This is a genomic window from Blastococcus saxobsidens (genome assembly GCF_010682065.1).
In the GTDB taxonomy this organism is placed as follows: Bacteria; Actinomycetota; Actinomycetes; order Mycobacteriales; family Geodermatophilaceae; genus Blastococcus; species Blastococcus saxobsidens_B.
Genome location: NZ_JAAGWG010000007.1, coordinates 196,254 through 212,585, shown reverse-complemented (window position 1 = coordinate 212,585; position 16,332 = coordinate 196,254). Strand labels below are relative to the sequence as shown.

Here is a 16,332-nt window from a genome sequence, read left to right as displayed (position 1 = left end):
CGAGTAGACCTTGTGCTGGTAGTTCGTGAACTCGGTGAACTGGTTGACGTACTGCCAGACCCGCTCGTTGGACGTGTGGAAGAGGTGGGCGCCGTAGACGTGCACCTCGATACCGGTCTCCGGCTCGGGGGCGGAGTAGGCGTTCCCGCCGATGTGGTCGCGCCGGTCGATGACCAGGACCCGCTTGTCCAGCTGGGTGGCCACGCGCTCCGCGACCGTGAGGCCGAAGAAACCGGAGCCCACGACGACGAGATCAGGTCCTGTGTCAGTCACGGGCATCGACGGTACCTGTCAGGTGCGGACCGCACGATGACAGAGCGGGTTTCGGGCCTGAGGCGGCACGTTCCGTCGCATCGCCCCCAGGAGTCACCCGCGGGTCAGATCGGTGCCGTCGGAGCCGCACTGCCTAGGGTTCGGGGGTGGGCACTCCGACGGACTCCTCCCCGCTGCGCGTCGTCGCCATCACCTATTCGCCGGGTGAGGCGCTCGACGGCTTCATCGAGTCGCTGGCCGCCGCGACGAGCCGACCCGTCGAGGTCGTCCTCGCAGACAACGGCTCCACCGACGGCGCCCCGGAGCGGGCGGCTGCGCAGCACGCCCACGTGCGCGTGCTGCGCACCGGCGGGAACATCGGGTACGGCGCCGCGGCCAACGCCGGGCTGGCCGGGCTGCGCACCGGGCGGGCGCTGATCGCCAACCCCGACCTGCGCTTCTCCCCGGGGTCGGTCGACGAGCTGCTCGCCGCGGCCGACCGCTGGCCCCGGGCCGCCACGCTCGGACCGGCGATCATGACGCCGGCGGGTGAGCTGTACCCCTCCGCCCGCGACCTGCCCCGCCTGTCCACCGGCGCCGGGCACGCCCTGCTGGGCTGGGCGTGGCCGGGCAACCCGTGGACCGCCCGGTACCGGCGGGAGCGCGAGGCGCCGCGCGAGCGCCCGGCCGGCTGGCTCTCCGGCTCCTGCCTGCTGGTCGACGTGGAGGCGTTCTGGTCGGTGGGCGGCTTCGACCCCGGCTACTTCATGTACTTCGAGGACGTCGACCTCGCCCAGCGGCTGGGCCGTCGCGGCTGGCTGCACGTCTACGTGCCGACGGCCGTGGTGGAGCACGAGGGCGGGCACGCCACCCGGCGCGAGCCGCACCGCATGCAGCGGGTGCACCACACCAGTGCGCTCCGCTACCTCTCCGGCCAGTACCCCGGCCGGCGCAACGCCCCGCTGCGGGGGGCGTTCCGGGCCGGGCTGGGGAGCCGGATGCTCGTCTCCTACGTCAGCGGCCGGGTGGCGGCGGGGGCCCGTTTCCAGCGGAGGGCCAAGGACCTGGCCGTGGTGCGCGCCCCCGCCCCCGCCCCCGACGGGCACGGGGACAGCTGACGTGCGGCACGCGGTGATCATGGCCGGCGGGTCCGGGACGCGGCTGTGGCCGCTGTCGCGCGCCGGCCGGCCCAAGCAGCTGCTCGACGTGGTCGCCGACGCCGACGGCGGCGCGCACAGCCTCCTGGCCGAGGCGTTCGCCCGGGTGCGCACCGTCGTCCCGGCCGACTGCGTCTGGGTCTGCACCGCGGCCCGCTACGCCGACCAGGTGCGGGCCGACCTGCCCGAGCTCTCCACTGACCGGCTGATCCTCGAGCCCGTGCCGCGGGACACCGCCAACGCGGTCGGCCTGGCCGCCGCGCTGGTCGCCGACGTCGACCCCGACGCCGAGCTCGCGGTGGTCAGCGCCGACCACGTCATCCGGCCGGTCGAGCGGTTCGCGCACACGCTGCGCACCGCCTTCGACGCACTCGCCGCCCGCCCGCGGGCGCTGGTCACCCTGGGCATCACGCCCACGTCCCCGGCCACCGGGTTCGGGTACGTGCGGCGGGGTGCCGCGACGGGCCTCGCGGGCGTCGCCGAGGCCGCCGCGTTCCGCGAGAAGCCCGACCGGGCCACCGCCGAGGGCTACCTGGCCAGCGGGGAGTACCTGTGGAACTCCGGCATGTTCGTCTGGCGGGCGAGCACCGTGCTGGAGGCGCTGGCCCAGCACCTGCCCGAGACCGCCGACGGCCTGGCCCGCATCGTCACCGCGCCGGCCGGCCCCGAGCGCGCCGCCGTGCTGGCCGCCGTCTTCCCGACGCTGCCCAAGATCAGCGTCGACTACGCGGTCCTCGAGCCGGCGGCCGCCGAGCCGGGCCGGGTGCTGGTGGCCGACCTCGACGTCGACTGGCTGGACGTGGGCTCCTGGCCCGCGCTGGCGTCCACGCTCGAGGGGGACGGGCACGGCAACGCCGTCCGCGGCCCGGTCGTGGTCCTGGACGGCTCGGGGAACATCGTCTTCAGCGACGACCCCGCGCACCTGGTCGCGCTGGTCGGGGTCCGCGACAGCGTCGTGGTGCACACCGCCGACGTCACCATGGTCTGCCCGGTCGCCGACGCCGAGCGGGTCAAGCAGCTGCTCGCCGAGGTGCAGGAGCGACACGGCTCACAGTTCGCCTAGGCGCCATGATTGGCTGCCGCACATGTTGAGCTTCGACGTCGCAGCCGTTGTCAGCGGGGGGGCCTCCGGGCTCGGTGAGGCCACCACCCGGGCGCTGGCCGCCCGGGGTGCCGCCGTGACCATCCTGGACCTGAACGAGGAGCGCGGGCAGGCGCTCGCCACCGACCTCGGCGGCCACACGACCTTCGTCCGCACCGACGTCACCGACGAGGCGTCGGTGCAGGCCGCGATCGCCGAGGCGACCGGCAAGGACCGGCCGCTGCGCATCGCGATCAGCTGCGCCGGCATCGGCGTCGCCCAGCGGACCGTGGGGCGCAACGGCGAGCCGCACGACCTGGGCGCCTTCAGCAAGGTCCTCGCCGTGAACCTGGTCGGCACGTTCAACGTGCTGCGTTTCGCCTCGGCCGCGATGGCGCAGACCGAGCCGGGGGAGGAGGGCGAGCGCGGCGTCGTCGTTAACACCGCCTCGATCGCCGCCTACGACGGCCAGATCGGCCAGCTGGCGTACTCCGCCTCCAAGGGCGGCGTGGTCGGCATGACGCTGCCGGCGGCCCGCGACCTGTCCAGCGTCGGCGTGCGGGTCTGCACGATCGCCCCGGGGCTGGTCGACACGCCCCTGCTGGGCAGCCTGCCCGAGGAGGCGCGGGCAGCCCTCTCGGCGGGCATACCCTTCCCCAAGCGGCTCGGCCGCCCGTCGGACTTCGCCCACCTTGCCCTCTCGATCGTCGAGAACGGCTACCTCAACGGCGAGGTCATCCGGATGGACGGCGCGCTGCGGATGGCCCCTCGCTGACCACCTCCGGGAGCACCTGCTGAGCACGAGCACCACCACGGGCACCGGCACGTCGGGCAGCCGGGCCGCCGACTTCTCGACCGCCTGGGTGCCCGACTGGCCGCTGGACGTCGTCCGGGCGCTGTCCCCGCACCGGCGGGGCGCGGCCGACCCGACGATGCAGGCCGCCGACGGGGGCCTCTGGCGGACGACCAGCACCCCGGACGGCCCGGCGACCGTGCGGATCTCCCGGGCAGCGGGCGAGGTGCGGGTCGAGGCGTGGGGGCCCGGTGCCGAGCGGGCCGGCTCCGCGGTGCCGGGCTGGCTGGGCGCCGACGACCGGCCGGAGGAGTTCCGGCCGGGGAACGCCTCCCCGCTCGTGACCGAGCTGCACCGCACCCACCCGCACCTGCGGCTGGGCCGGACGGGGCGGACGTGGGACGCGCTGCTGCCCGCGGTCCTGGAGCAGAAGGTGACGACGGTGGAGGCCTACCGGGTCTTCCGCGAGCTCTGCCGGCTGGCCGGGGAGCCGGCACCCGGCCCGGCGCCCGCGGGCATGCGGGTGGTCCCCTCGGCCCGGCGGGTCCTGGAGGTCACCGACTGGGAGTGGCACCGCTGCGGTCTGGACGGCGCCCGGCGCCGTGCCCTGCGGGCGGTCGCCGGGGTCGCGCACCGGATGGAGCCGGAGACCGGGTGCGACTCGGCGGAGCTCCAGCGCCGGCTGCGGATCGTGCCAGGCATCGGCGTGTGGACGGCGGCCGAGGTCGTGCAGCGGGCGCTCGGCTGCCCCGACACGGTGAGCGTCGGTGACTACCACCTGAAGAACACCGTGGGGTTCGCGCTGGCCGGGCAGCGGAACGCCGACGACGAGGAGATGCTGGCCCTGCTCGAGCCGTGGCGGGGCCACCGGCAGCGGGTGGTCCGGCTGATCCTCGCCGGCGGGCCGCGGCGGCCCCGGCGCGGGCCCCGGTTCGCCCCGACGAACTACCGCCGGGTCTAGCGGTCGGCCAGCAGGCCCAGCAGGTAGTCGCCGTAGCCGCTCTTGCCCAGCGGCTCGGCGATGGCCCGCAGGCCCTCGTCGTCCAGCCAGCCGTTGCGCCAGGCGACCTCCTCGATGCAGCCGATCTTCAGGCCCTGGCGCTCCTCGACCACCGAGACGAACTCGGTGGCCTGGCGCAGCGAGGCGAAGGTGCCGGTGTCGAGCCAGGCGGTGCCGCGGTCCAGCGCGGTGACGGTGAGCCTGCCCTCGTGCAGGTAGTGCTCGTTGACGGCGGTGATCTCCAGCTCGCCGCGGGCGCTGGGCGTGATGCCCTTCGCGACCTCGACGACGTCACCGGCGTAGAAGTACAGGCCGGGCACGGCGTAGGAGCTCTTCGGGCGGGCCGGCTTCTCCTCGATGGAGAGCACCCGGCCGGACGGGTCGAACTCCACGACGCCGTACTCCTGCGGGTTGGCCACGTGGTAGGCGAAGACGTGCCCGCCGGCGGGTGCAGGCAGCCGGGACAGCGCCGTGCCCAGGCCCGCGCCGTAGAAGATGTTGTCGCCCAGGACCAGGGCCGCGGGCTCGCCGGCGAGGAACTCCGCGCCGATGAGGAACGCCTGCGCCAGGCCCTCGGGCCGGGGCTGGACGGCGTACTCGATCCGCATGCCCAGCCGGCTGCCGTCGCCGAGCAGGTGGCGGAAGGCCTCCTGGTCACCGGGCGTGGTGATGACCAGCACCTCGCGCACCCCGGCCATCATCAGCGTGGAGAGCGGGTAGTAGATCATCGGCTTGTCGTAGACCGGCATGAGCTGCTTGCTCACCGCCTGCGTGATGGGGAACAGACGGCTCCCGGTGCCCCCGGCCAGGATGATCCCGCGCATGGGGAGCGACGTTACCGATCCGCGCAGCTCACGGCGCCGGATCGCCGAGCCACAGCCTCCCGACGAGTGAGGTGCCGCCGGCGGTGGCGACCGGCTCCCAGCGGGTGGCCCAGCCCTGCGCGTGCAACTGCACGATCGCGGCGCCGATGACCGCGCCGGCGTTCACGGCGGTCGTCGTGGTCAGCGCGTCGGTGAGGTGCACGTCGACGGCGCCGTCGCCCTCGCCGCCGTGCCGCAGCACCACGGGGAACTCCGGCAGCGCCGCGCTGGCCACGCGGAAGGCGGCCGCGACCGCCTCGCGCTCCCCGGTGCGGGGCCGCAGGCCGCCGGCGGCCGGCGCGCGGGAGGGCACCACGTCACGGCTGCCGTAGGGGAAGAGGTCGTCGGCGGGGAGCCGCACCAGCGGCCGGGTGCCCTCGTCGGCGTCGTCGGCGGGCCGCTTCAGCGGCAGGCCCCGGACGACCGCCACGGGGACGCCGGCCAGCTTGCCCTTCACCAGGTCCGCCGCCGAGGCCAGCTCGTCGACGACCGCGATCCGGGTGGTCTCCAGCCGGTTGCCGTGGGCGTCGACGGCGCCGCGGTGGTCGTCGAGGGCCTCGATGCCGGCCGCGCCCACGGCGACGTCGGTGAGCCCCTCCCGCCAGGTGCGACCGAACGTGTCGCTCACGACGACGGCGACGTCCACGCCGGCCAGCTCGCGCAGCCGCGCCCGCAGCCGCCGGGCCGACGCGTCGCCGTCCTCGGGGAGCAGCACGAGGGAGTCGGCGGCCACGTTGGAGGCGTCGATGCCGGCCGCGGCCACGACCCAGCCCTGCCGGGTCTGCACGATCTTCAGCGGCCCGCGGCGGGCGACGACCCGGACGGTCTCGTCGTCCACGGCGCGCTGGCGGGCGGCCTCCCGGTCCGCCCCGGGCTCCACCCGGACCAGGCGCCCCTCGACCTTGGAGACCACCTTCGAGGTCACGACGACGACGTCGCCGTCGTCCAGCCAGGGCGCGGCGGCGACGAGCGCCGCCGCCAGGTCGTCCCCGGGCGCGAACTCCGGCAGGCCCGGAACGGGGTGGACCGAGAGGCCGGACGGGAGGCCGGTCACCGGGTGCAGGCGTCGAGGGCCGCTCGGGCGAGATCGGCGGTGGCCTCCGGGGAGGACATCAGCAGCGGCAGCCGGCGCACGTCGACCCCGGGCACGTCCGCGGCGTCGTCCTCGGCGACCAGCCAGGCATCGAGCAGCCCGCCGTCGCCCCGGGCGCCGTAGTGCCGGCCCACGCCCTCCGCGCTGACCTCGATGCCCAGGGCCGGCAGGCAGCGGTCGGCCATGCCGCGCACCACCGCGCCGCCCACGATCGGCGAGACACCGGCGATCCGGGCGGGTGAGGCCAGCAGCGCGTCGCGCAGCCCGGGGACGCCGAGGACGGTGCCGATCGAGACCACCGGGTTGGACGGCGCCAGCAGCACCGCGTCGGCGGCCGCGAACGCCTCCACGACGCCCGGCGCGGGTCGCGCGGCCTCCACGCCCACCTGGACGAAGGCCGAGGGCTCCAGGGACGCCCGGTGGCGCACCCACCACTCCTGGAAGTGGATGGCGCGCGGGCGGCCGTCCTCGGATTCGGTCACGACGACGTGGGTCTCCACCCGCTGGTCGCTCATCGGCAGCACCGTCACCCCGGGCTGCCACCGGTCGGCGAGCGCGGCGGTGACCGCGGAGAGCGGGTAGCCGGCGTCGAGCATGCGGGTGCGGATCAGGTGGGTGGCCAGGTCCCGGTCGCCGAGCCCGAACCAGGCGGGGTCCGCGCCGTAGGCGGCGAGCTCCTCCTTGACCGTCCAGCTCTCGCCGGCCCGGCCCCAGCCGCGCTCCTCGTCGATGCCGCCGCCGAGGGTGTAGACGACCGTGTCGAGGTCCGGGCAGATCCGCAGCCCGTGCAGCGTCACGTCGTCACCGGTGTTGACCACGGCCGTGATCTCCGCCTCGGGAGCCGCCGCGCGCACCCCGCGGAGGAATCGAGCCCCTCCGGTCCCACCAGCCAGCACGACGATCTGCACGAAACGCATGGTGCCTGATGAGCACTTGTCGACTGTTCGCCGGGCGTGTCGGGGGGTGCCACGAGATGTGACGAAGGCCCTGTGACGCATGGGGCTGGTGTGGCGTGTCGCTTACACCGGGCAAAGTTGACGGGGTGGCAACGACACGCGTGTAATTCCGGCGGTGTCGACGAGTGCTGAACGGCCCGGGAACCTCCTGGCGGCCGAGCACCGGGACGAGAGCGAGAGGGGACGCACCGTCATGGCTGAGGTGTCGTGGTTGAGCGATTACGTGAACGGTTCCGAGCGGTCGGTCGACCGTCTGGGGGCCGCTGCCGGCCAGGGCATGGGTCAGGCCGTGGGTCAGGGCACCGGGCAGGCCTTCGTCGGGTTCATGGGCTTCGGGCTGGAGCCCGACGCGCAGTCCTGGCAGGAGCAGGCCCTGTGCGCCGAGACCGACCCGGAGGCGTTCTTCCCGGAGAAGGGCGGCTCGACCCGGGAGGCCAAGAAGATCTGCACCGGCTGCGAGGTCAAGGCCGAGTGCCTGGAGTACGCGCTGTCCAACGACGAGCGCTTCGGCATCTGGGGTGGGCTGTCGGAGCGTGAGCGCCGCCGGCTGCGCCGCCGCGCCATCTGAAGAAGGACCCCGTCCTCCCCACCCCTCGCTCCGCTCGCGGCGGGGCCCGGGACGGGGCCGTTCCAGCACGTCCCGCAGCCGCCGACGGCCCCTGTCGGCGGCTGTGGTTCTGTTCGGGGCATGGTCGACCGCGCCGCTCGTGTGGTCAGCGGACACGCCCGGGTGGTCCGTGAGGTCCGGGCGGCAGGCCCGCTGATGGCCCGCCTCTCCGCGCCGGTCACGGCCCGGGGGCCGTGGCTCACCGCGGTGCTCAACGAGGGCGCCGCACGCACTCCACGGCTGCGGCCGGTGGCCGTCGTCGTCGACGACGCGCCCGGCGACGCGCCCGGCGAGGCGCCGCGGGCGGCGGCATTCCTCGCTCTCCGTCGCCGGGGGCTGTCCACGGTCGTGGAGCTCCTCGGCCAGTCGCGGACGCCGCTGCCGGGTGGCCGCCCACCGGCCCGCCTGCTGGCCCGCGACCAGGCCGCCGCCGGGCAGCTCGCCGACGGGGTGCTGCAGCTCCTCGGCTCGCTGCGCGGTCCGCGGTCGGTGCGCCTGGCCGGCCTGCCGCTGGGTGACCCGACCGCCGCCGCCCTCGCCGCCCGGCTGCCGACGTCGGTGCTGGGCAACGCGCGCAGCACCCGGCTGGTCGACGTCCTCGACGACGTGGGGCCGGTGCAACGCTCCCGGGACCCCCGGGTGCTGGAGCGCGTGCTCCCCGCGCTGCTCGCCGCCGTGCCCGACCGGCGCACCGGCGACTTCCTGCGCGCCACCGCCCGCCTGCACGCAGCCCTCGGCCAGTTGGAGGTCGCCGTCGCCGGGACGGGCCCGGCACCGGGGGTGCTGCTCACCCTCGTCGACGGGACCGACCGCTGGCCGTGGTGGAGCACCGACGAGGCGGGGCTGCGCACCGAGATGGGCGCACCGGTGGTGAGCCTGACGGTGCCGGCGCGGGTCGGGTCGCCGCTGCCGGGGCTCAGCCGGCGTCGAGCTCGCTGAGCTCCGCGACCAGCGGCGCGGTCCGGGCGCCGATCCGGACCTCGCCGGTGAGCGGCCGCTCCGCGGCGTCGCCCGGCGCGACGGTGACCTCGAACTCGTAGGTGTGCCCGCTGGGCTCCGGCGGGGCGCCGGCGGGGCGCAGCTCCGCCGCGGCCCGCCCGCTCAGCCGGATCCGGTCGCCGTCCCGCTCGACGGCGAGCTCCGGCGACGAGAGCTCCACGTGCTCGACCAGCGAGGGGACGCAGCCGGCCGCCGCGGGGTCCTCGGGCGCCTCGGCGCGGAGGCAGTTCCAGGTGGGCAGACGCAGCTCCAGGTGCGTCGTCCCGTCGTCGTCGCGCAGCCGGATCTCCGGATAGGTGGCGGTCACGCCCACGACCCGCTGCTCCAGCACCATCCCGCCGGCGCCCAGCCGACCCTCCAGCCGGGCGGGATCCGCGGGCTCGGCGCCCGGCCCGGGTGTCGGCGGCGCCGCCGGGGCCGCGGAGTCCGCGTCGTCGGTGGCCGCCGCGACCGCGGCGGCCACGCCGACCAGGGCCAGGGCGGCGACGCACAGCGCGGCCAGCGGGAGGGAGCCGCGGCCGGAGCGGTCCGCCGGTGGGGGAGGGGCGGGTGCCGGGAGCGGGGCGGCGAGCGTCGCCCAGCCCGTCGGGGCGGGCGGCTCGGCCCGGGTGCCGGGCGGGTGCTCCAGGAAGTCGGCCAGGTCGTCCACCTGTGGCGTGGCCTGGTGCGCCTCCGCCGGAGGAGGGGCCGGCCGCCGGCGGGCGGCCAGGACGCCCGCCACGACGGCGGCCACCAGCAGCGCGCCGAGCACCGCGCCCAGCACGAGCCAGGCGGTGGCGGCGGGGACGTCCATCGGCACCAGCATCGCAGTCCCCGTGCGGCTCAACCGGTGGGGTCGATCTCCTCGGGGTCGCGCCCGAGCAGCGTGGCCACCTGGTCGACGACGACGTCGCGCACCAGATCGGCCAGGTCGTCCCGGTCGTTGGCCCGCAGCTCCAGCGGCCGGCGGTAGACGACGACGCGCGGCGGGATCTCCTGGCCCTGCTCCCGGCGCGCGGGCACCACGCGGGCCAGCGGCACGCCGCCGTCGTCCAGGACGTCGGTGTCGAGGACCACCTCGTCGGGCCGGGTGTGCTCCACCCAGGGGACGTCCTCGACGGCGAACTCGACGCCGGCCAGCTCCCGCTCCCAGCGGCGCTCGAGGTCCTCCACCGCGTCCAGGACCAGGTCGTCGAACTGCTCGGCGCGGCTGCGCGCCAGGGGCACCTCGGTCGGCACGAGGCGTCCGCGCAGGCCGCGGCCGTGACGGTCGCGGCGGGAGCGGGCGGGACGGCGCCGGGGCGTGCTCATGACGGGCCGAAGCCTACGGCGAGCGGCGACACGCCGGGGCCCCGGAGGAGTTCCGCGACGATTTCGCCGGTCGCGCCGCGATGGCCCGCATCCCGCGCCCGACCGGTGACGATGCCCACGGGACCATCGTGCAGGATGGTGCGCACCGGCCGGATTCCCGGTGCGCCTGCTGTCGCGCGCCCCGCAGCGGGATTACTCTGCCCTGCGTGAGGAACCGGTGGTGAGGCAGTCACGTCGCTGCTCGCGCAGCGGCTGCGCGCAACCGGCAGCGGCGACCCTGACCTACGTCTACGCGGAGTCGACCGCTGTCGTGGGTCCGCTTGCGACGTTCAGCGAGCCGCACAGCTACGACCTGTGCGAGTTCCACGGGGAGCGGCTGACCGTGCCCCGCGGCTGGGACGTCGTCCGGCACGAGATCGACATCGAGGACTCCGGTCCGACCGGTGACGACCTGCTGGCGCTGGCCGACGCGGTCCGCGAGGCGGCCCGTCCCGAGCCTCCCCGCGACCCTGCGGACGACGGCAGCGGCACCCGCCGCGGTCACCTGCGGGTCCTGCCCGACCTCCCGTAAGCCTTCCCGCCCGCGCGAGCGGGTCCGATGGCGAGGGCACCGATAGGGTCGTGCCCGTGCCGGACCTGTCCTCGTTGATCAAGGCCTACGACGTCCGTGGCGTCGTCCCCGACGACTGGGACGAGTCGACCGCCCGCGCCATCGGCGCGGCGTTCGCCGAGTTCGTGCTCGCCGACTCCCGAGCCACGACCGTGGTCACGGCCCACGACATGCGGGAGTCCTCCATCCCACTGTCCCGCGCCTTCGCCGAGGGCGTGATCGCCCGCGGTCTCGACGTCGTGGAGGCGGGCCTCGGCTCCACCGACCTGCTGTACTTCGCCGCCGGCTCGCTGGACCTGCCGGGCGCGATGTTCACCGCCAGCCACAACCCGGCCCGCTACAACGGCATCAAGATGTGCCGGGCCGGCGCCGCACCGATCGGCCAGGACTCCGGTCTGGTCACGATCCGCGAGTGGGCGGAGCGGGACGACTACGAGCGCGTCCCCGACCGCGTCGGGTCGGTGTCCCAGCGCGACGTGCTGGCCGAGTACGCCGCCCACCTGCGCTCGCTCGTGGACCTGTCGACCATCCGGCGGCTGCGGGTCGTCGTCGACGCGGGCAACGGCATGGGCGGGCACACCGTCCCGGTGGTGCTGGCCGGCCTGCCCCTCGACGTCGTCGAGATGTACTTCGAGCTCGACGGGTCGTTCCCCAACCACGAGGCCAACCCGCTCGACCCGGCCAACCTCGTCGACCTGCAGCGCGCGGTCGTCGAGCACGGCGCCGACATCGGGCTGGCCTTCGACGGCGACGCCGACCGGGTGTTCGTCGTCGACGAGCGCGGCGAGCCGGTGAGCCCCTCGGCGATCACCGCCCTGGTCGCCGTCCGGGAGCTGGCCAAGGGTCGCGGGACGACGATCATCCACAACCTGATCACCTCCCGGGCCGTGCCGGAGATCGTCCGCGAGCACGGCGGGCAGCCGGTGCGCACGCGGGTGGGGCACTCGTTCATCAAGGCCGAGATGGCCCGCACCGACGCGATCTTCGGAGGCGAGCACTCGGCGCACTACTACTTCCGCGACTTCTGGCGGGCCGACACGGGCATGCTCGCGGCCATGCACGTCCTGGCCGCGCTGGGTGAGCAGAGCCGCCCGCTGTCGGACCTGACCGCGGCCTACTCGCGGTACGCGGCGTCGGGCGAGATCAACTCCACGGTCGCCGACGCGCCGGCGCGCGTGGCGGAGGTGCGCGGCATCTTCGAGGACGAGGGGGCGACGGTGGACGAGCTGGACGGTCTCACCGTCGAGCTGCCCGACGGCGCGTGGTTCAACCTGCGCGCCAGCAACACCGAGCCGCTGCTGCGGCTGAACGTGGAGGCGCCCGACGTGGCGCGGATGACCGAGCTGCGCGACCGTGTGCTGAGCACCGTGCGCGGCGGACAGGAGCAGTCATGACCGGCACCCAGGGCACGACGGCGAGCGGCCCGCTGGGCCTGGACGCCGACCTGCTCGCGATCCTCGCCTGCCCCGACACCCACCACACCCCGCTGACCGTCGACGAGGCGGCGAGCGAGCTGGTGTGCGGCACCTGCAACCGGGGCTTCCCCGTGCGGGACGGCATCCCGGTCCTGCTCCTCGACGAGGCGCGCGACCGGACGTCATGACCTCTCCCGAGCTCGCCGAGGAGGTCCTCGACGACCTCGAACTGCTGCGTGCCCGTGATCCGCGCGGGCTGCTGCCGGCGGTGGCCGGCGCCGGCGCCCAGGTCCGCGAGACCACCCGGCTGACCGAGGAGGCCGGGCTCGAGCGGGTCACCGACGGCGGCCGTCCCCGTGGCCTGATCATCGTGGGCCGGCGGGAGGGGGCGGTGGCCGCCTCCGTGCTGCGTGCCCTGCTCGGGCCGTCCAGCCCGGTGACGGTCGACGTCGTCCCCGGTCCGGCGCTCCCGGTGTGGGCCGGCCCCAGCGACATCGCCGTCGTCGCCACGCGCACCGGCGCCGGCAGCTATGCCGTCAACCCGGCGTACGAGGCGGCGCGCCGCGGGGTCTCGCTCGTGGGCATCGGTGCGGAGGACGCGCCGCTGCACGCGGCGTGCGCCACCGCGCGGTCGCCGTACGTGGCGCTGCCGAGCAGTCGGGTGCAGCACACGACGCTGTGGTCGCTGCTGACCCCGATGCTGCGGCTGGCCACCGGCCTCGGGCTGCTCGGCGAGGGGGTGGCGGACATCGAGGGCGTCGCCACGGCCCTCGACGAGACGGCGGGGGAGTGCGGGCCGGCGCGGGAGTCGTTCGTCAACCCGGCCAAGACGCTGGCCCTGGAGCTGCTCGACGCGCTGCCGGTGATCGCCGCGGAGGGGCCGCTCGCGGGCGCGGCGGCGACCCGGGTGGCCGACCAGCTGGCCACCCTCGCCGGGCTGCCCGTGACCGGGTTCCGGCTGCCCGACCAGCGGGTGGCCGCCTGCGCCGTGCTCGGCGGGCCGCTGGCCCCGCGCGACGGCGACGACTTCTTCCGCGACCGGTCGGACGACGAGGGCCGGCGGCTGCGCCTGCTGACGATCAGGGATCCCGACGCCGGCGGGCACGACGGCGCGGGGGAGCGCGAGCCGCGCTCGGCGGACGAGGCGCTGCAGCAGGTGCTGCGGACCGCCGCGACCAACAACATCCCGGTCAGCGGGCTGGCCGAGCACGGGGACCCCCTGCGCTTCGGCCGGTTGCCGCGGCTGGCTCGGCAGGTCGCCGTCGCCGACTTCGGCGCCGTCTACCTGGCGCTGGCGCTCGACTCCGAGCGGGCGTCGCCCGGCTGAGGTCGCGCCGGGCGTTCCCGCCGTCCCCGACTGGGCAACGGGGGTGGGGTGCCCGTGCAGGACCGGGACGGACAGGCCAGCATCACTGGGACGGCGCACGGGCGCCGACCGACGGAAGGACCTCGGCGTGGCGGGTGGGCTCGTAGCTCTGCTGGACGACGTGGCGGTGCTCGCGCGCGCCGCGGCCGCTTCGATCGACGACATCGGGGCGGCGGCCGGGCGGGCCAGCATCAAGGCCGCCGGCGTCGTGGTGGACGACACCGCGGTCACGCCGCAGTACGTGCACGGCCTGAACGCCGACCGCGAGCTGCCGATCATCCGGAAGATCGCGCTGGGGTCGCTGCGCAACAAGCTGCTGATCATCCTGCCGGCGATCCTGCTGCTCAGCCAGTTCCTGCCGTTCCTGCTGACACCGATACTGATGATCGGTGGGGCGTACCTCTGCTACGAGGGCGCGGAGAAGATCTGGCACAGGTTCAGCGGCCACGCCGAGGAGCACGCGTCGGTCGAGGACGCGATGCCCGACGAGAAGACGATCGTCTCCGGGGCCGTCCGCACCGACTTCATCCTGTCGGCCGAGATCATGGTGATCTCGCTGAACGAGGTGGCCAGCGAGGCGTTCGTGTCCCGGGCGATCATCCTGATCGTCGTCGCCCTGGGCATCACCGTGCTCGTCTACGGCGTCGTCGGACTGATCGTGAAGATGGACGACATCGGGCTGAGCCTGGCCCAGCGCTCGGGCAAGGGCGTGGCCGCCTTCGGCCGCGGCCTGGTCAAGGGGATGCCGAAGCTCCTCACCGGCCTGACCGTGGTGGGCACCGCCGCGATGCTGTGGGTCGGCGGGCACATCATCCTGCTGGGCACCGACGAGCTGGGCTTCCACCCGCTCTACGAGTTCGTGCACCACCTCGAGGAGGCGGCGCACGACGCGACCGGCGCCCTCGGCGGGGTCGTGGGCTGGCTGGTCAACACGCTGGGCAGCGCGATCCTCGGGCTGATCGTCGGGGCGATCGTCGTCCTGGTGATGAGCCTGACCGTGCACCGCAAGAAGAAGGACGGGGCCGCGGCGCACTGAGACACGGAAACGGTGTGACCCGGTTCTCGGCGCCGGACCGCGTGCACGGGGGACAGTAGGAGTCATGCACCCGGGGGAGACCGACCGCACGCTGCTGTCGCCGGAGCGCCGGCGCGCCGACCGCACCCGCCTGGCCACCGACGTCGTCGACGTCCTCGTCATCGGCGGCGGGGTGACCGGCGCCGGTGCCGCGCTGGACGCCGCCAGCCGCGGGCTGTCGGTGGGTCTGCTGGAGGCCCGCGACTGGGCCGCGGGCACCTCCAGCCGCTCCAGCAAGCTGATCCACGGCGGGCTGCGCTATCTGGAGCAGATGGCGTTCCCGCTGGTGCACGAAGCGCTCAAGGAGCGCGCCCGGCTGGTGCGCACCATCGCCCCGCACCTGGTCCGGCCGCTGCCGTTCCTGCTGCCGCTGACCGCGCCGGTCTGGCAGCGCGCCTACTACGGTGCGGGCGTCGCGCTGTACGACCTGATGGGCGCCGCGTTCGCCCGGGACCGGGCGATCCCGCGCCACCGGCACCTGTCCCGCCGCGGGACCCTCGAGGCCTTTCCCGGCCTCCGCCGGGACGCCGTGCGCGGCGCCATCAAGTACTGGGACGCCCAGGTCGACGACGCCCGGCACACCCTCGCGGTGGTGCGGACGGCGGCCGGCTACGGGGCCTCCGTGCTGTCCAGTGCCCGGGTGGTCGGACTGCTCCGCGACGGGGACGGGCCGGACGCCGCGGTGATCGGTGCGGAGGTGGCGGACCTCACCGACGGCTCCTCCTTCACCGTCCGGGCGCGCACCGTCATCGCCGCCACAGGGGTGTGGAGCGACGACGTCGGCGCGATGCTCGGCGTGTCCGCGCCGAGCCTGAAGGTGCGCGCATCCAAGGGCGTCCACCTGCTGGTGCCGAAGGCCGCCATCGACGGCGGTGACGTGGGCCCGAACGGGCTGATCCTCAGGACGCCGACCAGCGTGCTGTTCGTCATCCCGTGGGCCGAGCAGTGGATCGTCGGCACCACCGACACCCCGTGGAAGCTCGACCGCGACCACCCGGCTGCGAGCAGCGCCGACATCGAGTACCTGCTCGAGCAGGTCAACCGGGTGCTCACCCGGCCGCTGTCGACCGAGGACATCGTCGGCGTCTACGCAGGCCTGCGGCCACTGCTGGCCGGGGAGTCCGACGAGACGAGCCGGCTCTCCCGCGAGCACGCCGTCGTCATGCCGGTGCCGGGCCTGGTGCTCGTGGCCGGCGGCAAGTACACGACCTACCGGGTGATGGCGGCCGATGCCGTCGACGCCGCCGTCGAGCGGCTGCCGGGGGCGCCGAGGTCGCGCACCGCGGAGCTGCCGCTGGTGGGTGCCCGCGGGTGGGCGGAGGTGCGGGACCGAGCCGCGGAGCTGGCGGCCGGGTACGGGGTGCCGCAGGAGGCGGTCGAGCGGCTGCTGGGCCGCCACGGCGACCAGGTGACCGCCGTGCTGGACCTGGTCCGGGCCGACCCGTCGCTCGGTCTCCCGCTGCCCGGGGCTCCCGCCCACCTCGGCGCGGAGGTCGTCCACGCGGTGACCGCCGAGGGCGCGCTGCACCTCGACGACGTCCTGACCCGGCGGACCCGCATCTCGATCGAGACGCCGCACCGGGGCGTGGAATCCGCCCCGGAGGTCGCGCGTCTCATGGCGACGGTGCACGGATGGGAAGAGGACTTCCTGGCCCGTGAGATCGCGCACTACGAGGCGCGGGTGGCGGCCGAGCGGGAGTCGCAGCGGATGCCCGACGACCGGACCGCCGACGCCGCCCGGCTGGGCGCTCCGGACGTGCGGGCCGGCGTCTGAC

General features: G+C 75.2%; 19 protein-coding genes. 12 read left to right on the top strand and 7 right to left on the bottom strand.

The window, feature by feature from the left end:
• A partial coding sequence (locus GCU60_RS06355) for an NAD(P)-binding protein (RefSeq protein WP_163203309.1) occupies positions 1 to 273 on the bottom strand: 273 nt, incomplete at its 3' end.
• A 146-nt stretch (positions 274 to 419) separates the two neighbouring features.
• Between GCU60_RS06355 and GCU60_RS06350 the strand changes: the two genes are divergently transcribed.
• The 4 genes from GCU60_RS06350 to GCU60_RS06335 all read left to right on the top strand — a co-directional run bounded on the left by GCU60_RS06350 (position 420) and on the right by GCU60_RS06335 (position 4,244).
• A complete protein-coding gene (locus GCU60_RS06350; RefSeq protein WP_163203307.1) occupies positions 420 to 1,370 on the top strand; it encodes a glycosyltransferase in 951 nt (316 codons plus the stop codon).
• Between the two features lies 1 nt (position 1,371).
• Complete coding sequence (locus GCU60_RS06345; RefSeq protein WP_163203305.1) at positions 1,372 to 2,472, top strand: sugar phosphate nucleotidyltransferase; 1,101 nt, start codon at positions 1,372 to 1,374, stop codon at positions 2,470 to 2,472.
• 22 nt (positions 2,473 to 2,494) lie between these two features.
• Entirely contained in the window at positions 2,495 to 3,265 is a 771-nt protein-coding gene (locus tag GCU60_RS06340) for an SDR family NAD(P)-dependent oxidoreductase (protein ID WP_163203303.1), read from the top strand.
• Positions 3,266 to 3,353: 88 nt separating this feature from the next.
• The gene (locus GCU60_RS06335) at positions 3,354 to 4,244 is read left to right on the top strand and encodes a DNA-3-methyladenine glycosylase 2 family protein (protein ID WP_163203301.1); all 891 of its coding nucleotides are present in this window, start codon (positions 3,354 to 3,356) and stop codon (positions 4,242 to 4,244) included.
• On the opposite strand, the gene rfbA is transcribed toward GCU60_RS06335, so the two are convergent.
• Genes rfbA through cofD form a run of 3 tightly spaced genes read right to left on the bottom strand, consistent with a single transcriptional unit; the run spans position 4,241 to position 7,147 of the window.
• A complete protein-coding gene (gene rfbA, locus GCU60_RS06330) occupies positions 4,241 to 5,107 on the bottom strand; it encodes a glucose-1-phosphate thymidylyltransferase RfbA (protein ID WP_163203299.1) in 867 nt (288 codons plus the stop codon). The two genes, GCU60_RS06335 and rfbA, sit on opposite strands and share 4 nt — an antisense overlap.
• A gap of 28 nt (positions 5,108 to 5,135) precedes the next feature.
• Positions 5,136 to 6,200 carry a coenzyme F420-0:L-glutamate ligase gene (locus GCU60_RS06325; protein ID WP_163203297.1) on the bottom strand — a complete coding sequence of 355 codons (1,065 nt, stop codon included), beginning with the start codon at positions 6,198 to 6,200 and terminating at the stop codon, positions 5,136 to 5,138.
• Positions 6,197 to 7,147: a 2-phospho-L-lactate transferase gene (cofD, locus tag GCU60_RS06320; protein ID WP_163203295.1), complete on the bottom strand. Its 951-nt coding sequence runs from the start codon at positions 7,145 to 7,147 to the stop codon at positions 6,197 to 6,199. Before cofD ends, GCU60_RS06325 begins: the two co-directional genes overlap by 4 nt.
• Before the next feature lie 241 nt (positions 7,148 to 7,388).
• Between cofD and GCU60_RS22045 the strand changes: the two genes are divergently transcribed.
• A complete protein-coding gene (locus GCU60_RS22045) occupies positions 7,389 to 7,763 on the top strand; it encodes a WhiB family transcriptional regulator (RefSeq protein WP_163203293.1) in 375 nt (124 codons plus the stop codon).
• A gap of 120 nt (positions 7,764 to 7,883) precedes the next feature.
• On the top strand, positions 7,884 to 8,741 hold the full coding sequence (locus GCU60_RS06310) for a hypothetical protein (protein ID WP_163203291.1): 858 nt from the start codon (positions 7,884 to 7,886) through the stop codon (positions 8,739 to 8,741).
• Here GCU60_RS06310 and GCU60_RS06305 read toward each other — a convergent pair.
• The 3 genes from GCU60_RS06305 to GCU60_RS20935 are packed head-to-tail and all read right to left on the bottom strand — an operon-like array spanning position 8,719 to position 10,210.
• A complete protein-coding gene (locus GCU60_RS06305) occupies positions 8,719 to 9,594 on the bottom strand; it encodes a hypothetical protein (RefSeq protein ID WP_163203289.1) in 876 nt (291 codons plus the stop codon). The two genes, GCU60_RS06310 and GCU60_RS06305, sit on opposite strands and share 23 nt — an antisense overlap.
• A gap of 29 nt (positions 9,595 to 9,623) precedes the next feature.
• Positions 9,624 to 10,091, bottom strand: a complete 468-nt coding sequence (locus GCU60_RS06300; RefSeq protein WP_163203287.1) for a metallopeptidase family protein — start codon at positions 10,089 to 10,091, stop codon at positions 9,624 to 9,626.
• On the bottom strand, positions 10,088 to 10,210 hold the full coding sequence (locus GCU60_RS20935) for a hypothetical protein (RefSeq protein WP_275585437.1): 123 nt from the start codon (positions 10,208 to 10,210) through the stop codon (positions 10,088 to 10,090). The genes GCU60_RS06300 and GCU60_RS20935 overlap by 4 nt, the downstream gene beginning before the upstream one ends.
• A gap of 101 nt (positions 10,211 to 10,311) precedes the next feature.
• Between GCU60_RS20935 and GCU60_RS06295 the strand changes: the two genes are divergently transcribed.
• From GCU60_RS06295 to GCU60_RS06270, 6 genes are all read left to right on the top strand, one after another.
• Entirely contained in the window at positions 10,312 to 10,662 is a 351-nt protein-coding gene (locus GCU60_RS06295) for a DUF3499 family protein (protein WP_163203285.1), read from the top strand.
• A 56-nt stretch (positions 10,663 to 10,718) separates the two neighbouring features.
• Complete coding sequence (locus tag GCU60_RS06290; RefSeq protein ID WP_163203283.1) at positions 10,719 to 12,095, top strand: phosphomannomutase/phosphoglucomutase; 1,377 nt, start codon at positions 10,719 to 10,721, stop codon at positions 12,093 to 12,095.
• Positions 12,092 to 12,304: a Trm112 family protein gene (locus tag GCU60_RS06285; RefSeq protein WP_239520491.1), complete on the top strand. Its 213-nt coding sequence runs from the start codon at positions 12,092 to 12,094 to the stop codon at positions 12,302 to 12,304. The genes GCU60_RS06290 and GCU60_RS06285 overlap by 4 nt, the downstream gene beginning before the upstream one ends.
• On the top strand, positions 12,301 to 13,443 hold the full coding sequence (locus GCU60_RS06280; RefSeq protein ID WP_163203281.1) for an SIS domain-containing protein: 1,143 nt from the start codon (positions 12,301 to 12,303) through the stop codon (positions 13,441 to 13,443). The genes GCU60_RS06285 and GCU60_RS06280 overlap by 4 nt, the downstream gene beginning before the upstream one ends.
• Before the next feature lie 127 nt (positions 13,444 to 13,570).
• Positions 13,571 to 14,518 carry a DUF808 family protein gene (locus GCU60_RS06275; protein ID WP_163203279.1) on the top strand — a complete coding sequence of 316 codons (948 nt, stop codon included), beginning with the start codon at positions 13,571 to 13,573 and terminating at the stop codon, positions 14,516 to 14,518.
• Positions 14,519 to 14,582: 64 nt separating this feature from the next.
• A complete protein-coding gene (locus GCU60_RS06270) occupies positions 14,583 to 16,331 on the top strand; it encodes a glycerol-3-phosphate dehydrogenase/oxidase (protein ID WP_163203277.1) in 1,749 nt (582 codons plus the stop codon).
• The last annotated feature ends 1 nt before the right edge of the window (position 16,332 follow it).